The 20,569-nt window shown below is 59.6% G+C and carries 15 protein-coding genes; 2 read left to right on the top strand and 13 right to left on the bottom strand.

The window, feature by feature from the left end:
• Positions 1-35: 35 nt before the first annotated feature.
• The 13 genes from V0R60_RS16575 to yaaA form a co-directional block, all read right to left on the bottom strand.
• Complete coding sequence (locus tag V0R60_RS16575; protein WP_136474630.1) at positions 36-1,487, bottom strand: mannose-1-phosphate guanylyltransferase/mannose-6-phosphate isomerase; 1,452 nt, start codon at positions 1,485-1,487, stop codon at positions 36-38.
• A 33-nt stretch (positions 1,488-1,520) separates the two neighbouring features.
• A complete protein-coding gene (locus V0R60_RS16570; protein WP_203479469.1) occupies positions 1,521-2,168 on the bottom strand; it encodes an alginate O-acetyltransferase AlgF in 648 nt (215 codons plus the stop codon).
• 12 nt (positions 2,169-2,180) lie between these two features.
• Positions 2,181-3,338 carry an alginate O-acetyltransferase gene (locus tag V0R60_RS16565; protein WP_330080103.1) on the bottom strand — a complete coding sequence of 386 codons (1,158 nt, stop codon included), beginning with the start codon at positions 3,336-3,338 and terminating at the stop codon, positions 2,181-2,183.
• Between the two features lie 11 nt (positions 3,339-3,349).
• Complete coding sequence (locus tag V0R60_RS16560) at positions 3,350-4,807, bottom strand: MBOAT family O-acyltransferase (RefSeq protein ID WP_136474633.1); 1,458 nt, start codon at positions 4,805-4,807, stop codon at positions 3,350-3,352.
• A gap of 171 nt (positions 4,808-4,978) precedes the next feature.
• The gene (locus V0R60_RS16555; protein ID WP_330080104.1) at positions 4,979-6,091 is read right to left on the bottom strand and encodes a mannuronate-specific alginate lyase; all 1,113 of its coding nucleotides are present in this window, start codon (positions 6,089-6,091) and stop codon (positions 4,979-4,981) included.
• Entirely contained in the window at positions 6,088-7,494 is a 1,407-nt protein-coding gene (locus tag V0R60_RS16550; RefSeq protein WP_330080105.1) for an alginate O-acetyltransferase, read from the bottom strand. Before V0R60_RS16550 ends, V0R60_RS16555 begins: the two co-directional genes overlap by 4 nt.
• A gap of 12 nt (positions 7,495-7,506) precedes the next feature.
• Positions 7,507-9,072: a mannuronan 5-epimerase AlgG gene (algG, locus tag V0R60_RS16545; RefSeq protein WP_330080106.1), complete on the bottom strand. Its 1,566-nt coding sequence runs from the start codon at positions 9,070-9,072 to the stop codon at positions 7,507-7,509.
• Between the two features lie 18 nt (positions 9,073-9,090).
• Entirely contained in the window at positions 9,091-10,572 is a 1,482-nt protein-coding gene (locus V0R60_RS16540) for an alginate export family protein (RefSeq protein WP_330080107.1), read from the bottom strand.
• Positions 10,569-11,981 carry an alginate biosynthesis TPR repeat lipoprotein AlgK gene (gene algK, locus V0R60_RS16535; RefSeq protein ID WP_330080108.1) on the bottom strand — a complete coding sequence of 471 codons (1,413 nt, stop codon included), beginning with the start codon at positions 11,979-11,981 and terminating at the stop codon, positions 10,569-10,571. Before algK ends, V0R60_RS16540 begins: the two co-directional genes overlap by 4 nt.
• 12 nt (positions 11,982-11,993) lie before the next feature.
• Complete coding sequence (locus tag V0R60_RS16530; RefSeq protein ID WP_136474639.1) at positions 11,994-13,160, bottom strand: alginate biosynthesis protein Alg44; 1,167 nt, start codon at positions 13,158-13,160, stop codon at positions 11,994-11,996.
• A 37-nt stretch (positions 13,161-13,197) separates the two neighbouring features.
• Entirely contained in the window at positions 13,198-14,688 is a 1,491-nt protein-coding gene (gene alg8 / locus V0R60_RS16525; protein ID WP_371922247.1) for a mannuronan synthase, read from the bottom strand.
• 62 nt (positions 14,689-14,750) lie between these two features.
• Positions 14,751-16,067: a GDP-mannose 6-dehydrogenase gene (gene algD / locus V0R60_RS16520; protein WP_330080109.1), complete on the bottom strand. Its 1,317-nt coding sequence runs from the start codon at positions 16,065-16,067 to the stop codon at positions 14,751-14,753.
• Between the two features lie 723 nt (positions 16,068-16,790).
• Complete coding sequence (gene yaaA, locus V0R60_RS16515; protein WP_136474642.1) at positions 16,791-17,570, bottom strand: peroxide stress protein YaaA; 780 nt, start codon at positions 17,568-17,570, stop codon at positions 16,791-16,793.
• 134 nt (positions 17,571-17,704) lie between these two features.
• Between yaaA and V0R60_RS16510 the strand changes: the two genes are divergently transcribed.
• Together V0R60_RS16510 and V0R60_RS16505 are read left to right on the top strand one after the other, a co-directional pair.
• Positions 17,705-18,832, top strand: a complete 1,128-nt coding sequence (locus V0R60_RS16510; RefSeq protein WP_330080110.1) for a polysaccharide deacetylase family protein — start codon at positions 17,705-17,707, stop codon at positions 18,830-18,832.
• A gap of 341 nt (positions 18,833-19,173) precedes the next feature.
• Positions 19,174-20,568, top strand: coding sequence for a PhoH family protein (locus V0R60_RS16505; RefSeq protein WP_330080111.1), 1,395 nt, complete (start codon positions 19,174-19,176; stop codon positions 20,566-20,568).
• Position 20,569 lies beyond the last annotated feature (1 nt).

Here is a 20,569-nt window from a genome sequence, read left to right as displayed (position 1 = left end):
GCCCCTATTGAGAAGGATAGGAGCCGGGCATGATTTTACTGGGCGATGGTCTTGATCGAGATACCTCGCTCGATAGGTGTCGAGCGACCGTAGATGTCTTCGAAGCGCTCGATGTCGTCTTCGCCCAGGTAGCTGCCCGATTGGACTTCGATGATTTCCAGCGGGATCTTGCCCGGATTGCGCAGGCGATGGACCGAGGCGATCGGGATGTAGGTCGATTGGTTCTCGGTCAGCAGGAACACGTTTTCATCACAGGTCACCTCGGCCGTACCGGACACCACGATCCAGTGTTCGGCGCGGTGGTGATGCATTTGCAGCGACAGGCAGGCACCAGGCTTGACCGTGATGTGTTTGACCTGGAAGCGTCCGCCCATGTCCACCGAGTCGTAGGAGCCCCACGGGCGATACACTTCGCAGTGGTTCTGGGTTTCGCTGCGGCCCTGCTCGTTGAGGGTGTTGACCAGCTGTTTTACGCCCTGAACCTTGTCCTTGTGGGCAATCATCATGGCGTCCTTGGTCTCGACCACCACGATGTTCTCAAGGCCGATCACCGAAACCAGTTTGCCGTTGCCATGGATCATGCAGTTGTGGCTGTCCTGGACCACCACATCACCTTTGGTGACGTTGCCATTGGTGTCTTTCTCGTGCACATCCCACAGCGACGACCAGCAACCGACATCGCTCCAGCCGGCGCTGAGCGGTACAACACAGGCGCGTTGGGTCTTTTCCATCACGGCATAGTCGATGGAGTTGTCCGGACAACAGGCGAACGTGGCCTCATCGATGTTCAGAGTGTCTTCGTTTTCCTGGCTGCGCTCCAGCGTCAGCAGGCAGGTGTCGTAGATGTCCGGGTCGTGCTTTTTCAGCTCTTCAAGGAAGCGGCTGGCGCGGAACAGGAACATGCCGCTGTTCCAGAAGTAGCCACCGGCCTGGACGAACTCCTTGGCACGTTTTTCGTCAGGTTTCTCGACGAACTGGGCAACCCGGCTGACGCCTTCCGGCAGCAGTGCGTCCTGGCTGGAACGGATGTAGCCGTAACCGGTTTCCGGCTTGGTTGCCGGCACGCCGAACAGCACCATTTCGCCACGCTCTGCGGCGACGGTAGCCAGGGCCAGGGCACGTTGCAGGGCTTTCTGGTCGTCGATCACATGGTCGGCAGGCAGCACCAGCATCAGCTCGTCACGGCCTTCGTTGATCAGTTTCATGGCTGCCAGGGCAACCGCTGGCGCAGTGTTACGCCCGAAGGGCTCAAGCAGGATGGCCTGGGTTTGCAGTTTCAGGCTGCTCAGTTGCTCCTGGACGATAAAAGTGTGGTCCTTGTTACAGACCACCATCGGGGCGTCCATGCCTTCGAACACCAGGCGTTCGATGGTTTGCTGGAACAAGGTGTGTTCGCCGGTCAGGGCCAAAAACTGTTTAGGAAATTGCTTGCGCGACAGGGGCCACAGACGCGAACCGCTACCACCGGACAGAATGACTGGAATCATGAGTGTTCTCCGAAGATTGAAATAGGCAGTTGATTAACGGGTCGATACCGGGCGCTTGACCCAGACCGGCGACAGGTTGCTGCCGGATCCGGTGACGTAAAGCACCGCTGCTTCGCCGCGCTCCAAGGCCACCGGCTTCAGATCGCTGACTTTTTTGTCGCCTTCATACAGGGCCAGGCTGACCTTGACCGGGTTGATCTCGCGCTCGCCACGGGCCTTGGCGGCCACCGGCTTGACCACTTCGGTCTTGCCGTCGGCGGTTTTCAGGGTCAGGGCCTGGTCAGTGAGGTTCTGTACCCGTACCAGGGATTTCTGTTTGTTCTTGAACGGCGGTTCCTCGACCAGTTGCGGCTTGCCCGAGGCGTTGTTGACCAGGGTGTAGTAATGATCGGAGGCGAGCTTGACCGGCAGGCTCTGGCTACCGAGCTTGGCGCTGTAGTCGCCTTGCGGCATGAAGCTGAAGTCACTACTGGCCTGCGCGCCCACATCGTTGATCTGGGTGTTGCCGACGCTGGCGCTGACCGCTTGGTTGTCGGCGTTGTAGATGCGCACGAAGGTCGAACCTTTCGGCGCGCTCGGGCCATAGAGGGCGGCATCGGCGCCGGCCCAGGCCTGCAGTGAAAGCAGGCTCATACCGGCGGTCAGGGCAAAGGCTTTGGCAATACGGTGCTTGGTGGTCATGTGCGTTACCTCTCAGTGTTCCGTCCGATTGGACGACAGGGCCAGGTCTTGATTGGCATTACGGGTTTTCTTCAGCTGGGCGATCCACTGCGGATCGAAGTCGCTGAGGTCGTTCTTCATTGGCAGATACCGTTCCGGGAACTCCCAGATCAGCACCTGTGGGGCGCTGTCCTTGAAGGCGCCGCCCTGCAGGTACTTGAGCATTGGCAGCAGCGGTCCATGGCCGTCTTCGGCGTAATTGACCACGTCACTGCGCAGCGCTTGTTGCAGGGCGCCGAGGAAGTTCCAGTTGGGGTTGGCGCTGTAGCTGGTGCCGACCAGCGCCACGGGGATTTCGTTGTCGGCGAACAGCGCGTCGTCGCTCGCGCTTGCGCCTTCGGCCGGGCGAGTGTTGCGCGCTTGCAGGGTGTCCGGTGGTGGCAGCAGGTTGCTGAACAGTGGGTCGAGCGGCAGGAAGTTGGTCAGGTCACCTTTGTACGGCGCGCTCTGGCGCTGTTCGGTAACGTAATGCTGCGGCTCGCCATTGAGCAGGTTCTGACGGCTGACAGCTTCTGCCAGGTGCTGGGCGACAACTTCGGCACCCATCGGCGTCCAGTGGGTGTCGGTGCGCAAAAACACCTGGCCCCGGCTTTTCGCGCTTTGCAGTGCAGACAGCAGGTCGGGGGCGAACACGCCCGCCTGACGGGCCTGGGCGTGAAACTCGTTGTACAGGTCGGTGTGCAGACTGGCCGGAGTCTGTTCGCCGATGTACTCGCTGTAGAGGCGCGCCTTGGCCGGCACGATGGCAAGCACCAACTGCACGCCATGCTGTTGCAGGGTGTCGCGCACGCCGCGAATCAGCGCCAGGTTTTCCTGTTCGAACTGGTCGCTGTTGGCGACCGGCTTGAACTCTTCGTCGCTGAACAGCCAGTTGTCTCGACCCAGCACCACACCGGGACGGCCTTCGTTGAACAGTTTGAAGTCCAGCGCTGCCCAGAGGTTGGTGCCGATGCGCTTGAGCGGAAATTGCGCGTCGTAATGAGTTTCCGCGGCCTTGGCCAGCTTGCCGTCGAGCACGCTCATTTGTGCCGTGCGCTGGAAGCTGCTGAGGCCGCCCAGTGACCACACCCCAAGGCCCAGGAGCAGGACGAGAAACAACACGGCGTAGAGTTTGCGTAATGATCGGGTCATGGTCGGCTCACTCAGAACTGGAAGTAGAGAAACGGCGAGTAGCTTTGTGCCGAGAGTTTGAGGATCGAGGCGACGAACAGCAGCAGCACCAGGGCGCGGGTGGCGTACAGCCCCCAGTCCAGGCTCAGGCTGCCGTCGGCATGGACTGCCACCGGGCTGGCCTTGGGCGTTGGCTTAGCGTTGCGGTAGAAGTCGCGTAGGCCAAAGAACGCCAGGGTGGCGTAGGCCAGCAGCAGGGTTGCCACTTGCAGGCTGGTGAGGTTGGCGCGGTTGAGTTCAGACAACTGCCAGTCACCGAAGCTGAACATGGCGCCGTACATACGCCCGGCCACGTTGAGGTTTTCGGCACGGAAGATGACCCAGCCGACCACCACCAGGAGGAAGGTGAATGCCCATTTGATCGGGTTGAATCGCTGCGGGTTGGTGTCCAGGCCCAGGGCTCGCTCGATAGCCAGCCACATGCCGTGCCAGGCACCCCAGATGATGTAGGTGAAGTTGGCGCCGTGCCACAGGCCGCCCAAGAGCATGGTCAGGAACAGGTTGCGATAGGTGGCGAAGGTGCCGCCGCGGTTGCCGCCCAGGGTGATGTACAGATAGTCGCGCAGCCAGGTCGACAGGCTGATGTGCCAGCGCCGCCAGAACTCGGTGATCGACTGGCTGATGTAGGGCTGTTTGAAGTTCTCCATGAAGCGGAACCCCATCATCAGGCCCAAGCCGATGGCCATGTCGCTGTAGCCGGAAAAGTCGAAGTAAAGCTGTGCGGTGTAGGCCAGGGCACCGAGCCAGGCATCGCCTGTGGTCGGGTTCTGCAGGGCGAAGCAATGGTCGGCGACCACCGCCAGGGTGTCGGCAATGAAGACCTTCTTGATAAAGCCCTGCATGAAGCGCGTACAGCCTTCGGAGAACTTGTCGAGGGTGTGGGTACGGTGGTTGAACTGGTCGGCCAGGTCGCGAAAGCGTAAGACGGGACCCGCGATCAGGTGCGGGAAAATTGCCACGAACGCGGCAAAGTCGATCAGGTTGCGCGTTGCCGGAGTGTCGCCGCGGTACACGTCGATGATGTAGCTGATCGACTCGAAAATGTAGAAGGAGATACCGATCGGCAGCAGCACGTGAGTGAGGATGAACGGCTCAAGACCGAACGAGGTCATGATCTCGTTGATGCTGTCGACGCCAAAGTTGGCGTACTTGAAGTAGCCCAGGATGCACAGGTCGACGGCTACCCCGAGCAGCAGCCAGCGTTGTGCCGGTTTGGTGCGCACACCGGCAGCACCTACTTTCAGGCCGATCCAGTAATTCCACAGGGTGACTGCGGCAAACAGCGCCAGAAAGTCCACCCGCCACCAGGCGTAGAACAGGTAACTGGCCAGCAGCAGCAGTGCGTTGCGATAGCGTTGCCCGCTCAAGTAGTACAAGCCGAGAAAGATCGGCAGGAACAGGAACAGAAACACGTTGGACGAGAACACCATCCCGATCTCTCCTTGTCGTTATCCACAATCGGGGCAGCAGCCCCCCAAACCCCCCGTGAAAAATCACCGGGGAAACCAAATCGACCAACCCTGTGGGAGCGGGCTTGCCTCGCGATGCGGAGCAAGATTTTTTGCGCTTCGCGGGGCAAGCCCGCTCCTACAGGTGATGCGTTATTTCTTTTCGTAGATCCGGGTCAGGTCACCGCCAAGGCGGAAACTTTTGAACGGTTGCATGTCGTGTTTTTTCTTCAGCGCATCGGCATTGCAGCTGTAGAGGCTGCACCAGGGTTCGAGCCAGGCGTATTTGCTGTCGATTTTCAGGTCACCCATGTCCTGTTTCTCACCGCTCTTGCTCTTGAACGGGCTCGGGTCTTTAACCCCGGACAGCACTCGATCACCCAGGCGTTTGAGTGCAGCGTTGTTTTCCGGGCGGACATCGACACCGTTGGCCTGGGCGAAACTTGCGATCATCGCCAATGGCGGCAGGGCATAGTTGTGATAGGCCAGGGCGCGCTGCTTGCGGTGCAGTTCATTGGGCAAGAAGCCTTGGGCATCGACCTGATTGGCCGCCACCCGATACTCCTTCACCGACCAGTCGAACAGGTCGCGGCGGTCGGTCGCCACGGCGGTGGCCATGACCGACCAGGCGGCCCAGTAGGAGTGGTTGTTGATCTTCTCGAGCGGCAAGTCGCTCCAGTCCTTGACCACTTGATCGGCTAGGCGCGCGAACCACTTTTCGATCAGCTCGGCTTGCTGTTGGTGGGCGGCCAGGGGCTGGGAATTGGAGAACTTCAGTTGCAACCAGGACGAACTCAAGCTGCCCAGCGCCCATTTGCGCATGGACTTGCCGGTGTGGTTGTAGTCGGTGGACATCAGCGCGTCGGCACGTGCCCAGGTGCTCAACCAATCGAGCGTGCAATCCAGTTGCTGTGGGCGGCCATCGCGCATGTATTGCATCACCTGCTTGCTGACCCCGCGTTCAAGCGTGGTAATGCTCGCGGTGGAGTCGCGGAAGGCTTTTTCCGAGGCTTTGTTCAAGGTCGCCCGGGCCTTGTCCGAGCCTTCGTACTTACTGCGAAACTGCAGCTTTTCGGTGTACGGCTTGGGGATGGCTTCGCATTTGTAGTCGCTGGGCCCGGTCTTGAGTTTTTCGATACCCGCGTAGTAACCCTGGGGCGGCACCAGGCCGGCGGCCTGCACCGCCGGGCCGACCAGCATCAGTGCTAATGCAAGCACCTTGGCCCGGCCCTTGTGGGCGTGGGTGAATGTGGCGTGTGTGTTCATGAGCGGCTCCGTTTGCAGAGTGTGGCTTCGACCTTCTGCGTACCGTTTTCCGGGCCCTGGACCTCCACTGCCAGCAAGGTCTGACTGGCCCAGTCTTCATCCTCGCGCAGTTGGAAGGCAAAACGGCCATCGGTATCGGACGTCTCCGGCTTTTCGATCTTCACGTTTTCATGGCGGCCGTTGAGGTACCAGAGCTTGGCCTGCAAGACCTTTACCGAGGTGTCTGCAAACTTGATGTCCAACTGGTGCCGGCCGTTGACCAGATCCTTGATCACACCACCCTTGCCGTTGACCATCAGTTCGTTGTTGCCCGGTTTGAGCGTGGCATTGGCGTGCATCAGCGCCGGCTTGCCTTCGCAACCGTTGTCGAGCAGTGCGAGTATCTGCCGCCAGATGGTTTCCTGATCCAGGCGATACAGTGGCGAGAATTCCCAGACAAGAATCTTCGGTGGATGGTTCTTGAAGTCATCGCTGCCCAGGTACTGAATCATCGAGCCTTCCAGGCCACCGCCAGGGAAGGCGACGTTGAGCACGTCGGCGCCGATGTATTGTTCAAGGAAACCCGAGAAGTTGTAGTTCTTGCCACTGTGGCTGGTACCCACCAAGGTGATCTGCGGGTTGCCGGAATCGCCGAACAGGTCGTCACCGCCACTTTCACCTTTGGGCTCGGTGGTGAACTGGTCCATGTATTGCACTGCATAGCTGGTGCCGCACAGTTGCCCGGCCACGTTGTGCAGGGTACCGGTCTTGCCCATGCGCCCGGACTTGTGGCTTTCGAACTCGCGCTTTGGCACATCGGCGAAGGCCGGCATCTTGTGCACGGTTTCGGCCACGATCTTCGCGGCGCGCTCGGCGCCATACGGCGTCCAGTGCTGGTCACCACGGAAATAGAAGTCCTTGCCCTGGTCGGCTGCGGCCAATTGTTCGTTGGTCAGCGGCGACAAGTCGGGCACGTTGTAGCCCATCTTGCTGAAGCGCGCGAGCATCGCCTGGTAGTTGCCCAGGGCTTTCTCGTAGTTGAACGCGGCTTTTTCTGCTGGATTGAGCATGTTGCGGTTAACCAGGCCGCGGGTCGGCTGGTAAACCACGACCAGTTCGATACCGCGTGCCTTGAACGCATCGTGCACTTGCTGCAGGCGTTTGTAGCCGGCGGGGGTGGTCTGGAACTCGGTGCGCAGGTCTTCGCGGGTACGGAACAGCCAGTCGCCCTGAGCCTGTACCAGGGTGGTGAAGTTCTGCTGGTAGCGGGTGGTGTAACGGCTGGCATCGTGTGCCTCGGGGCACAGCTGGCAGCACGGCTCGGCGCTGAAGGTCGGGGCCATTACGGTGTCTGCATGGGCACCGTTGCTGATCGCCATGAGCGCAGCACTGAGTCCAAGCAGTTTGATCAAATGTGGGGTCATGTCGTGGCTTCCTCAATCCGCCATTTCGGTCTGGCGTTCGACCGGATCGATCAAAACGGCTTTCTGCTGGCGCACCATCAGGTCGAGGATCTCGTCCTGACGTTCACCCAGTACACCGGAAAAACTGATACCGCTGGCCTTGCTCGGGGCCAGCATCGAGACCCGGTAGAGTTCCACGCTCAATGGCGAGTCGATTGACAACGGGCCGCTGCCGTTGGCCGCCAGCTCGCCACCAACGACGATCAGCGAGACCTTGGTGTCGAAAGGGTCCAGGGCAATGTCGCGGTCAGTGTCGGAGAGATCTTTGATGTGCCCATAGACACCCACCAGACCGTTGGCCATGGCGACGTTTTCATACAGGCGGATGTTCACGCTGTTGCGTACGCGAATACCGTGGCGACGGTTGTTGATCAGCTTGTTACCCCAGATCAGGTTGTCGCCACTCTCGTACAGGGTGATACCGTCGGTATGGTTGCGGTAAATCTCGTTGTAGGCGATCAGGTTGTTGACGCTGTTACGGTCGATCACCACGCCCGAGAGCTTGTTGTCATAGCTCTTGTTATTAATGATCCAACTGTCGTTGACCTCACGGGAAACGATGATGCCGTGCTTCTTCTTGGTGCCATGCACGGTGTTGCCGGCGATGATCAGTCGGTGCGAACGGTCGTGGGGGTCGATGCCATAGACGATGTTGTCGCGGTAGGTGCTGTCCTTGACCACAAAATCGCTGGTTTCGTAGCAGTAGAAGCCGTACCACATGTCACTGAATTCCGAGCCAATGATCCAGCCGGTGGGTTCGGCGCGGCCCATTTGCTTGGCCATGTTCGGCGTGTACTGGGAAATGCTCACCCCGTAGGACTTACTTTTTGCGTAGCCGAAGCTGGCCATCTGGGTGTTGACGATGTAAGTCTCGGTGCCGCCCCACGACAGCAGGAACGGGCGGAATTCGTTGGCGGAGCGGAACGTGGCCGGGCCATTGTCCTTCTCGCGCCAGCCGGTGACCTTGCTGTCGGTGACGAACAGTTTGCCGTCGTTGACCAGGAATGATCCGCCTTCCTGGGACAGGCGCAGTTCCTTGACCTTGGCGTCGATCTCCAGCACACCCTTGGCGCCGACCACGATGGGTAGGCGCGCCAGGTAAACGCCGGGTGCGGTTTCACTCAGGTACTGCTTGGGTACGTGCTTGCTCAGTTCGGTGAAGTCGACGTGACCGTCATCGATAAAAATGGCCTGGGGGATGCCGTGTTGACGCGCCACCCATTCGGCCATCTTGTTGTCGCCACCGATGAACTCCTTGAGCGCGTCTTCCTGCAGCATGCGCCGCACCGTGACCTTGCCCTTGTGGGTGCGCTGGATCTTTTTCTGCACGGCTTCGGCGGTGTAGCCGGAGAGGTCGGGCAGGGTCGGCGCGGGAATCTGCAACGGCTCTATCGGCGCGCTGCTCACGGTGTATGTCTTGGCCTGCTGCAGTTCCTTGGCCACCGTGGTCGGTGCCTGGCTGTTGGCCAGGGCGATGCTGCTGGCCAGCAGCAAGGTGCCGGCCAGCACGCACTGGAAGGTGTTTGATTGAAGGCTCATATCAGTGCACTCCAGGCATCAGAAGCGCCAGATAACGTCGACGAAGGCGCGGTGCATGTAGGAGTCCGCTTCCTTGCCATAGGCGTCGCCCGGCTTGAATACACCAGCACGCAAGCGCACCAGCGCCGAAGGTTCGTCGATGGACTGGCTCAGGGCGGCTGGCAACAAGCCCTGCTTGAAGTACTTGGTGACCACTACGTCCATTTCTTGACCAAGGTCTTTCTCACCCTGGACCAGCGGACGGTTGATGCCGTTGTCCTCGACAACCGCGTTGATACCGCTGCTGCCGATGTTCTGGTTGCCGTCCACACGCCAGAACTTGTGGTAGATCAAGCTGGCGTCGTAGTCGTCGCGTAACTGCCAGGAGGTGAACAAGGTGGCCGCCTGGAGGTTGCCCAGCTCACCGCGAAACGCTTCGCCGAAGCGGTGTACCCGCGAGCGGGTGCCGGTGAAGTTGGAGCGGTTGCTTTCCAGGCCGGTTTGCTCGTAGTTGTTCGAGCCGTCGCTGCCACCGCCGCCGCTGCCGCGGGCATAGGCGGCACCGACCTGCCAGTTGGGATCAAGGCGCAGGCGGATACCGAGGTCGGTGGCCCAGGCGTTGACGTCGCCACTCTGCTTGCCGCTGGCCACTTGCTCGCCGTTGACGGTGGTGGTGTTGAGGCTGTCGCGATCACCGCTCAACCAGGTCACGCTGCCCCAGTAGTTGACGCGGTTCTGATTGCGCCAGTTGTAGGCGTCGCTGTTGGCTTCAAGGCCCAGCCAGGTGAGGTCGCCGGTGCGCGTCTTGTCCAGCGCATCGACCGTTTCGCCCGGGCTCTTCAGGTTGCCGTCGTCGTGGGTGTGGTGAGCACGCAGGCCAACCCAGTGTCCCGGTGTCCATTGCGTGGCAATGTCGCCGTAGACGTGCAAGCGATCCTTGTCTTCAGGGGCCAGTTCGGTGAGGTCGGTGCGGTATTCACTGAAGCGTTCGGCCACGCCGAGGTTGGCCCGCAGCAAGGTGGTGTCGAAGGTCCAGTTCAGCGCTTCGATGTTGGTGTCACGCCACATGCCGTCGTCGTTGCGCAGGCGCTGGCGGCCGAAACGCAGTTGCTCGCCGGGGTAGGCGGTCAGGCCGCTGTAGCCGACCCAGAACTCGCGCATCGCCAGGTAGCTTTTGTCTGCCTCGCGACCGTCGGCGCGGCCGGTATCGGTTTCGGCTTCATCGCCTGACTGGCGCAGGGTGTCGGTCTCGATGATGTCGGTGGCGGCTACCGCCTGGCCCATGGCAAAGGCGCTCCAGTTGCCACGTTCGCCGTAGACCCAAGGACGCAGGTCCAGGCCCAGACCGTTGACGTCACCACCGGAGCGGGTGCCCAGGTCACGGTCGTCTTCGGACTGGCCGGTGATTTTCACGTCCAGACCAAAATTCTTTTCGGCAGTCATTGCGGCCAGGGTCGGGCATGACCAGAGCACGGCGAAGCCAAGGCCCAGGCCGGCTTTCATCCACGGATTGAGTGTCATAGGGAATCCTCGCCTTGTTCAGGGGCTTGCACAGCTTGCAGGGCCAAGGCGCCTGCGCCTGGGCCGATGGCGCCACGAGACTGGCGCTCTTGCTGCAACAGGCGCTCGGCCTGGGCTTTTTGCGTTGGGGAGAGTTGCTGGTTGAGCTCGGCGCTCAACGCTTGCGACTGTTCGCTGGGATTGGCCTGCGCCAGTTGGCTGAACACCCAGGCATTGACCAGGTCCTTGCGGATGCCGTGGCCTTCACTGAACAGCTGGGCCAGGGCGTAGTCGGCGCTGAGCTGGCCACCGCGGGCGGCGGTGAGCAGGTGGTCGACCGCTTTGTGTGGGTCGACATTGCCCAGGTAGCCGCGGCGATAAAGTTGCCCCAGGTAGTAATGGGCGCTGATTTCACCGGCATTGGCGGCACTGAGCAGATGGCGTTCGGCCTTGTGTGCATCGGCCGGCACGGTCTTGCCTTCGTAGTACAGGCGACCAAGCAAAAGCTCTGCCCGAGGCTGCTCGGTGGCCCGGCCCTTGTCGATGTACTCCATCAACTTGTCAGTGTCGCCGAGTTCGGGAAAGTCGTAGAGCAACTGTGCCAGGCTGACCCAGGAGCCGGGGTTCACCGGAGCCACGTGTTCGAGCAGCGCCTGGGCGGTTTTCTCGTCGGTCTGTCCCAGGCTGCGATCGGCCAGCACGCGGGCCACACTGTCGACCCGGGTGGCGGGAATCGTGCCGCGTTGGTAGGCGCTTTTTACACTTTCAATCAGCGCAGCCTGTTGATCGGCCTGACCGCGTTTCTGGTAAACGGTTGCCAATTCGACATAGCAGATATCGGTTGCCGTCAACGCGGCTTTGCAGATCCGCTCAACCTCGTCCAGATGCTGGTCGTAGGTGTTCTGGGTGCGGTACAGCAGGATCTGCGCCAGGCCCGCTTCCGGGTAGCCGGCAGCGCGCCATTGATCGATCTGTTGCTGGGCGTTGGTGTTCGGAAAACTCTGTGGGTATTGCAGGTAGAGCATCGCCAGCGGAATCAGGGTATTGCCCTCACCGTTGGTGAAGGCTTTCTTGAGCAGGGTTTCGGCTTCCTGGCGCTCGGCTGCAGAGGCGTCCGGTTTGGCGGCCAGCAGACGACCCAGGCGCGCCTGGGCGCGGGGCGAAATGTCGGCGGCTGCGCGGTAGGTTGCTTCGGCTTCCTTGAGCTTGGCCGGGTCGCGGGTTTCTACCTGAATATCGGCCAGGCCAACCTGGGCTTCGCTGTAACCGAGGTCGGCCAGTTGCCGGTAGTTCTGCTCCGCCAGGGCCGTGTCGCCGCGCTTGAGTGCTTCGTTGGCCAGGCGCTGGTCGGGCAACCCTGCACAACCGGCCAGGCTGATGGCCAGCGCCAGGCCCAACGCAGCACAACAATGGGAGTGAGTAAGGGTCATGGGCGGATCCTCTTAGAGCCCACGGGCCACTGCTTTGTCGATCAACCAGTCCAGCGATGGACCACTGTCGCTGTCGACCGCTACCGGGCGCCCGGCCAGTTCGCTAGGCAGTGCGCCTTCTGGCTTGATCTGCACACGAATGTCGGAAGACAAGTCTTCGCTGTTCAGGCTGGTGCTGCTGACGATCTCGCCGCTGCGCCATTGATCGTCGCCTGCAATCTGGAAGTTGACCCGGGTGCCTGGCTTGACGTCGTCGAACTGGCGATAGCTGAAACGCGCCTCGATGGTTGGATTGGCCGTGCGCGGGATCAGTTGGAAAATCACTTGGCCTTTGCTCGCGTACTGGCCGTCATCCACCAGTTGGCGGGCGACCACGCAATCGCAGGGGCTGGTAAGGGTGCCGCTCATTTGTTTGCCGAACAGCTCTTCGACTTTGCTCGGTTCCAGTTGCTGGTCGTCCAGGTGACCTTTGAGCATGTCCAGCATGCTGGTGCTGAACGAAGCGAGCGGGGCGCCCTTGACTGCATTGCCACCACTTTCGATCAGGCTTTGCACCGTGCCGTCGCGAGGCATGGTGACGTTGGTGGTCGGCACGCTGACCACACCGGCCTGGGCGTGACTGACGAAATACAGGCCATACACGGATTTAGCGATAAAGCCGAAGGCGGCGACCCCAACCACGAACACGCCGAGGCTGAACGTCACGGCCCGCAGGCGACCCAAGGCGCTCATGCCACCGCTGGCGTCTTTCTGTTTACGCGCCTTGGTGAAGTTGTCGCGCTGCAGGGTGCTTAGCACGTCGCCCATGGTGATCAGCTCGCCCGACAAGTGCGAGGTGATGATGTGGCGCAAGGTGGCGATATCGCGCGGTTCCAGGTTCTGGAACTGCACGCCGGTGCGGCCGCTGGAGGAATCGTAGGAGCGCACCTGGAACTCGATGTCCATCGCCAGGCCGAGTTTGTCGACGGTGAACTGCAAGCGGCCGCGCAGTACCTCACCCACTTTCAGCGGGTGCTTGGCATGAAAGCTCAGCCCCCCGGCGGAAAGGTCGTCGACCTTCACCTCCAGGGTTTCGCGGTTGCTCCCCAGATAACGCAACTTGGCGGGGATGCGCACCCGGGCGTGCTGGCGCTGGGCTTCGGACTCATGCACGACATTGACGTTCACGGCGGTATTCATGGCATTTTGTTCCTGTTTAATCCAATCGGGTTCCGGCTCACACGACCATAAACAGCACAGCAACGAAGATGCTGGCCGCCGAGAAGGTCATGGTCCGGGAGGACCAGGTGTTGAACCATTGTTGAAAGCTGGCGAGGTCGCGTTTGAGTGCAGTGGGCTGGCGGGTCCAGGACTGCTTGTCGAGGCGGAAGAACACGTAAATCTTCATGATCGCGCCGACGATCTGGTTGTAATAAAGAATCAGCGGGTAGGCCGGGCCGATGGAGTGGCCAGAGCACAGCAGCATCAGAGTGAGGATCAAGCGGGTGATGCCGATCCACAGCAGGTACACCAGCAGGAACGCCGGACCGAACTTGAGGCTGGCAATGACCGCCACGGTCAGGCCGAGCAGGCTGGTCCACATCGATACACGCTGGTCGAACAGCACCACGCTGGTGAACAGCCCCAGGCGGCGAATGCCCAGGCCCAGGGCGCGCGAATTTTGGCGCAAATTGTTGCCGTACCACCGGTACATCAGTTTGCGGCTGGCTTTGATGAAGCTCTTTTCCGGTGGGTGCTCGACCGTATTGATCGCTGCATCCGGCACGTAGAACGTGTCGTAGCCCAGGCGCATGAGGCTGAACCAACTGGACTTGTCGTCACCGGTCAGAAACTTGAAGCGGCCCAGTCGCCAGTGCTGCAAGGAGTCGTTCTCGACGTCGGCGATGAACTCGGCGTTGGTGACCACGGCGGCGCGGAACACCGACATGCGTCCGGTCATGGTCAGTACGCGTTTGGACAGGGCCATCGAGCACATGTTGATGTGGCGTTGGGCGAAGCGCAGCTTGTGCCATTCGCTCATGATGTAACCGCCACGCACTTCGCAGAATTCGTTGGTGGTCAGGCCACCGACATTGCCGAACAGCTTGAACCAAGGCACGGTCTTGCGTACCACACCCTCTTCGAGCACGGTGTCGCCATCGATCACCGCAACCACCGCATTGTCGTCCGGTAGGTGGCGGGAGATGGCTCGAAAGCCGTAAGCCAGGCCGTCGCGCTTGCCAGTACCGGCGATGCGCACGAAGTCGAGGGTGACGCGATCGGGCGGATTGAATTTTTCCCAGAGGCTTTTCACCAGCAGTTCGTCGGACATTTCCACCAGCGAGCAGACCACAGTGGTTGGATAGCCGCAGGCGATGGCCTCGCGGATCACCGAGCTGTAGACCTGGGCGGTGGTCAAGGCATCGATGCGAAAGCTGGTTACCATCAGGTAGACATGGGATGGATCGGCGGCGCTACCCAGCTTGCGTACCTTGCGGCGCAGCAGTGGGTAGACCACATAGAGAAACAGCATGCCGCGCACGAAGTGAATGGCACCCATGGAGTAACGCCAGATACCGACGGCGCCGACGAGGAAAATGAAGTCCTTCGAGTCAGGGTCGAAAATGGACTTGGGCAAGGCCAGGGCGATCAACATGAGCAGGCTCACGTAGAACAGCCAACCGGCGACCTGTAGCAGGCCGTGCTTGAGCCTTTGCATGTTCTGCATCCGTATCCAGAGATGAGGAGGGTGATGTGCAGGGCCCGCAGGCCCTGCGCAGCCTGCCGGGTTTACCAGCAGATACCTTCGGTGCGAGTGGTCGGGGAGGTGGCCTTGCTCATGAAACCAACCAGGTCGATGACCTGCTTGCCTTCAGGCGCTTGCTGGGCGAGGGCGCGGAACTTCTCGTCGCGGTTGCCCAGCACGATGACGTCGGCGTGTTTGATGACCTGGTCGAAGTCGGCATTGAGCAGCGAGGACACATGCGGAATCTTCGATTCGATGTATTCCTTGTTCGCTCCGTGGACGCGGGCGTATTCGACGTTGCTGTCGTAGATGTTCAACTCGTAGCCCTTGCCAATCAGGCGCTCGGCCAGTTCGACCAGCGGGCTTTCGCGCAAATCATCGGTGCCGGCCTTGAAGCTCAGGCCGAGCAGGGCGACTTTGCGCTTGTCGTGGCTTTCGATGATGTCGAAGGCGTTTTGCACCTGCGAGTCGTTGCTGGTCATCAACGAGTTGAGCAGCGGCGCCTTGATGTCCAGGCTGCTGGCCCGGTAGGTGAGGGCGCGCACGTCTTTGGGCAAGCACGAACCACCGAAGGCAAAACCTGGGCGCATGTAGTACTGCGACAGGTTCAGCGACTTGTCCTGGCAGACCACGTCCATCACTTCGCGACCATCGACACCCACGGCCTTGGCGATGTTGCCGATCTCGTTGGCGAAGGTCACCTTCGCGGCGTGCCAGACGTTGCAGGTGTACTTGATCATCTCGGCCACTTCGATGTCCTTGCGGATGATCGGCGCATCGAGTTCTTCGTACAGCGACTGCAGAACGTCGCCGCTGGCCTTGTCCAGTTCACCGATTACAGTCATGGGCGGCTGGTCGTAGTCTTTGATCGCGGTACTTTCACGCAGGAACTCAGGGTTTACCGCGACGCCGAAATCGACCCCGGCTTTCTTGCCCGAGCAATCTTCGAGAATCGGAATGACCACGTTCTTCACCGTGCCCGGCAGTACAGTGCTGCGCACCACGATGGTGTGGCGGGTGGCTTTTTCGCGCAGCACGTAGCCGATTTCGCGGCACACCGACTCGATGTATTCCAGGCCCAGATCGCCGTTTTTCTTGCTCGGCGTACCGACGCAAATCATCGACAGTTCGCTGTCGCGGATGGCCGCTGCGAAATCGGTGGTGCCACGCAAGCGACCCGTGTCGATGCCTTGTTGCAAGAGTGTTTCCAGCCCGGGTTCGACAATTGGCGATTTGCCTTGGTTGATCAGGTCGATCTTGGTCTTGGAAACATCCACGCCAATCACTTCATGACCCCGTGCGGACAGGCAGCCAGCACAAACTGCACCTACATAACCCAAACCAAAGATGCTGATACGCATCGCTATCACCTCATGTGTTTATCTTGCCGGCTCAACTTTCAGAGCCAGACCGGGTTGATTAACCAACAGTTTTCCGGGCGAACGGAGTTGTGGCAAAAAGATGTCACTTCACCGATCGCAGGCATATAAATAGGGAGTACAAAATGTTCCTGTACTCGAAGTTAGTAGCCAGTGGCCAATAGTTGTGGACGTGCCCTTTAATGCAGCCGTCTTTATTGCAGTTCTGTGTTCAGATACTGCAGTGCTTGCTCTTTCAAGTGGATAAATCCTTTGAAATCAACCACTAGGACGAATTTATCGGGCGCGGATCTCCTGACTGAAACTCAAGGTAGTTGTTGGGTTTTCTCCCAACAGTGGTGTAGGTCATTTCTCACAACAGGATGGAAAATCGTTACGGGTGGTATGAGCCGTATGCGCAGGCATAAGTTCCGGGAGGGGTTCAGCGGACGTGAAAGATTTTTAAATAATTCTTCAAGTGCCAGTACTTTCATATTGATGGCACGCGACAGTTTCGTCCCTATATACAAAGGATGAAGTTGCGCAGAGATGTTTTTATGCCAGCATCGAAAAATATTTTTCTAAAAACGTCAAAAAATTACGAATGGTCTGAGCGGTATCGTTGATGGAAAATAGCCGTCAAATTTGAGGCGCCAATTTAATGGCTTTTTGAGGGGCGACGCCCCCACAATTGCTGTGGGAGCGCTTGCTATGCCTGTCGCGGTTTTATTCGTCCGGATGGTCGCGCAGGAACACCAGGTTATCCGGCTTCGATTGCTCGGCACTGTAGTAGTAGCCTTGCACGTCAAACTGCTTGAGCAGCTGCGGATCGTTGATCCGTTCCTGGATCACGAAGCGGCTCATCATGCCTCGGGCTTTCTTGGCGTAGAAGCTGATGATTTTGTACTGGCCGTTCTTGAAGTCGCGAAACTCGGTGTTGATGATCCGCGCCTTGAGGGCCGTGCGCTTGACCGCGCTGAAGTACTCGTTGCTGGCCAGATTGAGCAACAGGTCGTCGCCCTGTTCGGCCAGGGCCTGGTTCAACCATTCGCTGATGCGCGTGCCCCAGAAGGCGTACAGGTCCTTGCCGCGGGCGTTGGCTAGCTTGGTGCCCATTTCCAGGCGATAGGGTTGCATCAGGTCCAACGGGCGCAGCAGGCCGTACAGCCCGGAGAGCATGCGCAGGTGGTCCTGGGCATAGCTGAAGTCGTCTTCGCTCAGGCTTTGGGCATCTAGCCCCGTGTATACGTCACCTTTGAAGGCCAGCAGCGCCTGCTTGGCGTTCTCGGGGGTGAACGCCGGGTTCCAGCAACCGAAACGGGCGGCATTGAGGCCGGCAAGTTTGTCGGACAGGTGCATCAGCTCGCTGATCTGCGCTGGCGACAGCTCGCGCAACTGTACGATCAGCTCCTGGGAGTCGTCCAGGTATTGCGGCTGGGTGTAGCGCTGGGTCACAGGCGGGGTGTCGTAGTCGAGGGTCTTGGCGGGGGATATCACCGTCAGCATCGGTCGGGCTCCTTAATTCGTGGGGCCGATTCTACGGGGCGAGGGCGCTGATCTCCAGCTATGACATTGATAGCCACAGACCATCCCGACGCTTGACGCTATAGTGCGCGGCGAGGAAACCGGAGAGCCCGATTGTGCGCATTGCTTTTCTACTACTGACTGGACTGTTGAGTGTCACCGCGCAAGCGGCGCCCGTGCCGCCGACCACGTTCGACCGCGCGAACTGGCCAGAGCAACTCGATAACCCGGCACTTTTCGATGTCGCCTCGCGGGCTGAGGTTCTTGCCTTCGCCAACGCCCTGCAAATCAGTGAAGCCCTGGACGAGCCAAGCCTTGCAGCACGCCTGGGACTCAAGCAGATCAATTTGCTGTCGATCAATCAGCTGCGTTCGCGCCTGTGGCAGCAGCTGTGGCGCAATTACGCTTTGGCCCAGCAGAGTTGCGATCAGGACGCGTCGTTCTGTTATGCCATCGACACCCCGACTGAGTTTCGCCAGCAGGCAGCGAAGTTCGAAGTGGCCGGTGATTCCTTCTATGGCGGTTGGGCCGAACCCAGTCGCGAGTTCCATGAGCGCTACCTGAATGAGCTGTTGCGCAAAGCTGCGTTGTTCCCGCAGAACTCCAGCGAAATCGAGCGCTTTTCGGACCTTGAGCGCAATGGTGATGAGCTCAACGACAGACTGTTCATGCTTACTTTCGATTCAGGCCCCAGCGCCGTTGGTGGCGGCACCGATTCGCTGACCGACTACCTGCGCCGGCAGAAGCTCGGTGCAACCTTTTTCGTGTTGGGCCACAGCTTGCAGTCCCGCCGTGACAAGACCTCGCTCGCAGACGTGCGCGCGCTCTACAAAGGCCAATGCGTGGGAATTCAGGGCTGGCAGTATCGCTCTCACGGCCAATGGCAGGACTGGCAGGATTCGGTGTTGCGCAGTCAGGCCCGCGTCCAGGCAAACTTGCCCGATCAATATGTGCCGCTGTTCAGGCCGCCCTATGGCCAGCGGCGTGCCGACAGTCAGGCATTCTTCGCCAGCCAAGGCTTGCAGGTGCTGCTCTGGAACATCGATGCGCAGGATCAGACGTCGCTCAACGCCGAGCAATCGGCTCAGCGGGTGCTGACCCTGATGTTGATCTGGCGACGCGGAGTGATCCAGTTTCACGATGCTCAACCCAAGGCGCAGGAGGCGCTGACCTGGTTGCTCAAGCACACCGCACAAAGTGGAATTGGTTGGGAAGATTGCCGGCATTTTGCGGGAAAAAGTTGATATCAGGCGAGAAGTGCCCAATTCAGCAAAAGGCGGCGAGGCGAATTTTACTCGACCTGATTTATGACTTTAGCGGTGCTTTGACCTCGCGCCAAGGGCTAAGTGTCATCAAAAAAAATAAATTCAAAAATACGTAAAAATGCTTTTTCCGGTCATGGTTTTTGCGGTATCAAGAAGACAGACCGCCGAACCCTGCATCACAGGTGGCGTCATTGGGCACCATTTATGTGAGGGCAGCTCTCCACCCGTAACGACGCGGACCAGGAGAGAACCGGCGGCCACTTCACGGCGCAGCACCGTCCAGGTATTGCGTTGTATGGCTTCCACAAAGGTGACCGAGTATGGATGATCAAGGACGCACCAATTCCTCCAACCAGCCAATCCTTTATGTGCTCGATACCAATGTACTGATTCACGATCCAAACGCATTGCTCAACTTCGAGGAGCACCACGTCGCCATACCGATGACGGTGCTGGAGGAGCTCGACAAACTCAAGACCGGAAAGCACACCATCGCCGCCGAATGCCGTCAGGCCATCCGCCTGATTGATCAGACATTGGGCGATGCCTCGCCAGCTGACGTCGAACAGGGAGTACCGATCCAGCGTGGCAAGAGTGGGCCCAAGGGCTTGCTGTCTATTCTGATGAGCCCGCGCAACGAGCCAAATAGGCTGTTACCGGAAACGCTCAACGACAACATCATCATCAACCAGTTGCTTGAGCTGCGTAGTCGCCGCAAAGACCTGGACGTGGTGCTGGTAACCAAAGACATCAATATGCGCCTCAAGGCACGCGCCTGTGGGATCGCGGCCGAGGACTACAGTACTGACCAACTGGTTGACGACGTATCCCTGCTCTCCAAGGGCTACCACAGCGTCAGCGGATCATTCTGGGACCGCGTCAGCAAGGTCGAGACCCGCCAGGAACGCGGTCGCACCTGGCATCGGGTACAGATGATCGACAACCTGCCAGCGGTGCACATCAACGAGTTCATCATCGACGAGCAGGGCTTTGTCGGCTGGATCAAAGGCATCAAGGAAGACGAGCTGCTACTGCTCGACCTGCACCAGGAGCCACTGCTGCACCAGGAAGCCTGGGGCCTCAAGCCGCGGGATATCCATCAGAGCCTGGCACTGTTCGCGCTGCTGGATCCGGATATCCACCTGGTCAACCTGACCGGCGCTGCGGGTTCGGGTAAAACCATTCTGGCGCTGGCCGCTGCCATCGAGCAAACCATGGTCAGCAAGCGCTACCGGCGCATCATCGCAACTCGCAGCGTGCAGGGGCTGGATCAGGAGATCGGCTTCCTGCCGGGCACCGAAGCGGAAAAAATGGAGCCTTGGCTCGGGGCAATTACCGACAACCTTGAAGCACTGCACATGGATGATGAAAACACCCACGGTAGTGTCGACTACATCCTTGAGCGGGTACCGCTGCAGTTCAAATCCCTGAACTACATTCGTGGTCGCAGTTTCCAGCAGAGTCTGATTCTGATCGACGAATGCCAGAACCTCACGCCGCATCAGATGAAAACCATCATCACCCGTGCCGGTGCTGGCTCCAAGGTGATCTGCCTGGGTAACCTGGCGCAGATCGACACCCCTTACCTGTCCGCGACCAGCTCGGGACTGACCTACCTGACCGAGCGATTCAAGGACTTCCCCAACGGCGTGCACATCACCCTGCAGGGTGTGCCGCGTTCTATCCTGGCCGAATACGCCGAAGCTCACCTGTAAC

Source organism: Pseudomonas auratipiscis (assembly GCF_036324085.1).
Lineage (GTDB): Bacteria > Pseudomonadota > Gammaproteobacteria > Pseudomonadales > Pseudomonadaceae > Aquipseudomonas > Aquipseudomonas auratipiscis.
Note: the sequence above shows the minus strand (reverse complement) of the source record. Positions and strands in the feature narration are given on the sequence as shown.

Excerpts from the sequence above, each read along its gene's own strand:
- V0R60_RS16575 (WP_136474630.1), bottom strand. The coding sequence starts at position 1,487 with ATGATTCCAGTCATTCTGTCCGGTGGTAGCGGTTCGCGTCTGTGGCCC.
- V0R60_RS16570 (WP_203479469.1), bottom strand. The coding sequence starts at position 2,168 with ATGACCACCAAGCACCGTATTGCCAAAGCCTTTGCCCTGACCGCCGGT.
- V0R60_RS16565 (WP_330080103.1), bottom strand. The coding sequence starts at position 3,338 with ATGACCCGATCATTACGCAAACTCTACGCCGTGTTGTTTCTCGTCCTG.
- V0R60_RS16560 (WP_136474633.1), bottom strand. The coding sequence starts at position 4,807 with ATGGTGTTCTCGTCCAACGTGTTTCTGTTCCTGTTCCTGCCGATCTTT.
- V0R60_RS16555 (WP_330080104.1), bottom strand. The coding sequence starts at position 6,091 with ATGAACACACACGCCACATTCACCCACGCCCACAAGGGCCGGGCCAAG.
- V0R60_RS16550 (WP_330080105.1), bottom strand. The coding sequence starts at position 7,494 with ATGACCCCACATTTGATCAAACTGCTTGGACTCAGTGCTGCGCTCATG.
- algG (WP_330080106.1), bottom strand. The coding sequence starts at position 9,072 with ATGAGCCTTCAATCAAACACCTTCCAGTGCGTGCTGGCCGGCACCTTG.
- V0R60_RS16540 (WP_330080107.1), bottom strand. The coding sequence starts at position 10,572 with ATGACACTCAATCCGTGGATGAAAGCCGGCCTGGGCCTTGGCTTCGCC.
- algK (WP_330080108.1), bottom strand. The coding sequence starts at position 11,981 with ATGACCCTTACTCACTCCCATTGTTGTGCTGCGTTGGGCCTGGCGCTG.
- V0R60_RS16530 (WP_136474639.1), bottom strand. The coding sequence starts at position 13,160 with ATGAATACCGCCGTGAACGTCAATGTCGTGCATGAGTCCGAAGCCCAG.
- alg8 (WP_371922247.1), bottom strand. The coding sequence starts at position 14,688 with ATGCAGAACATGCAAAGGCTCAAGCACGGCCTGCTACAGGTCGCCGGT.
- algD (WP_330080109.1), bottom strand. The coding sequence starts at position 16,067 with ATGCGTATCAGCATCTTTGGTTTGGGTTATGTAGGTGCAGTTTGTGCT.
- yaaA (WP_136474642.1), bottom strand. The coding sequence starts at position 17,570 with ATGCTGACGGTGATATCCCCCGCCAAGACCCTCGACTACGACACCCCG.
- V0R60_RS16505 (WP_330080111.1), top strand. The coding sequence starts at position 19,174 with ATGGATGATCAAGGACGCACCAATTCCTCCAACCAGCCAATCCTTTAT.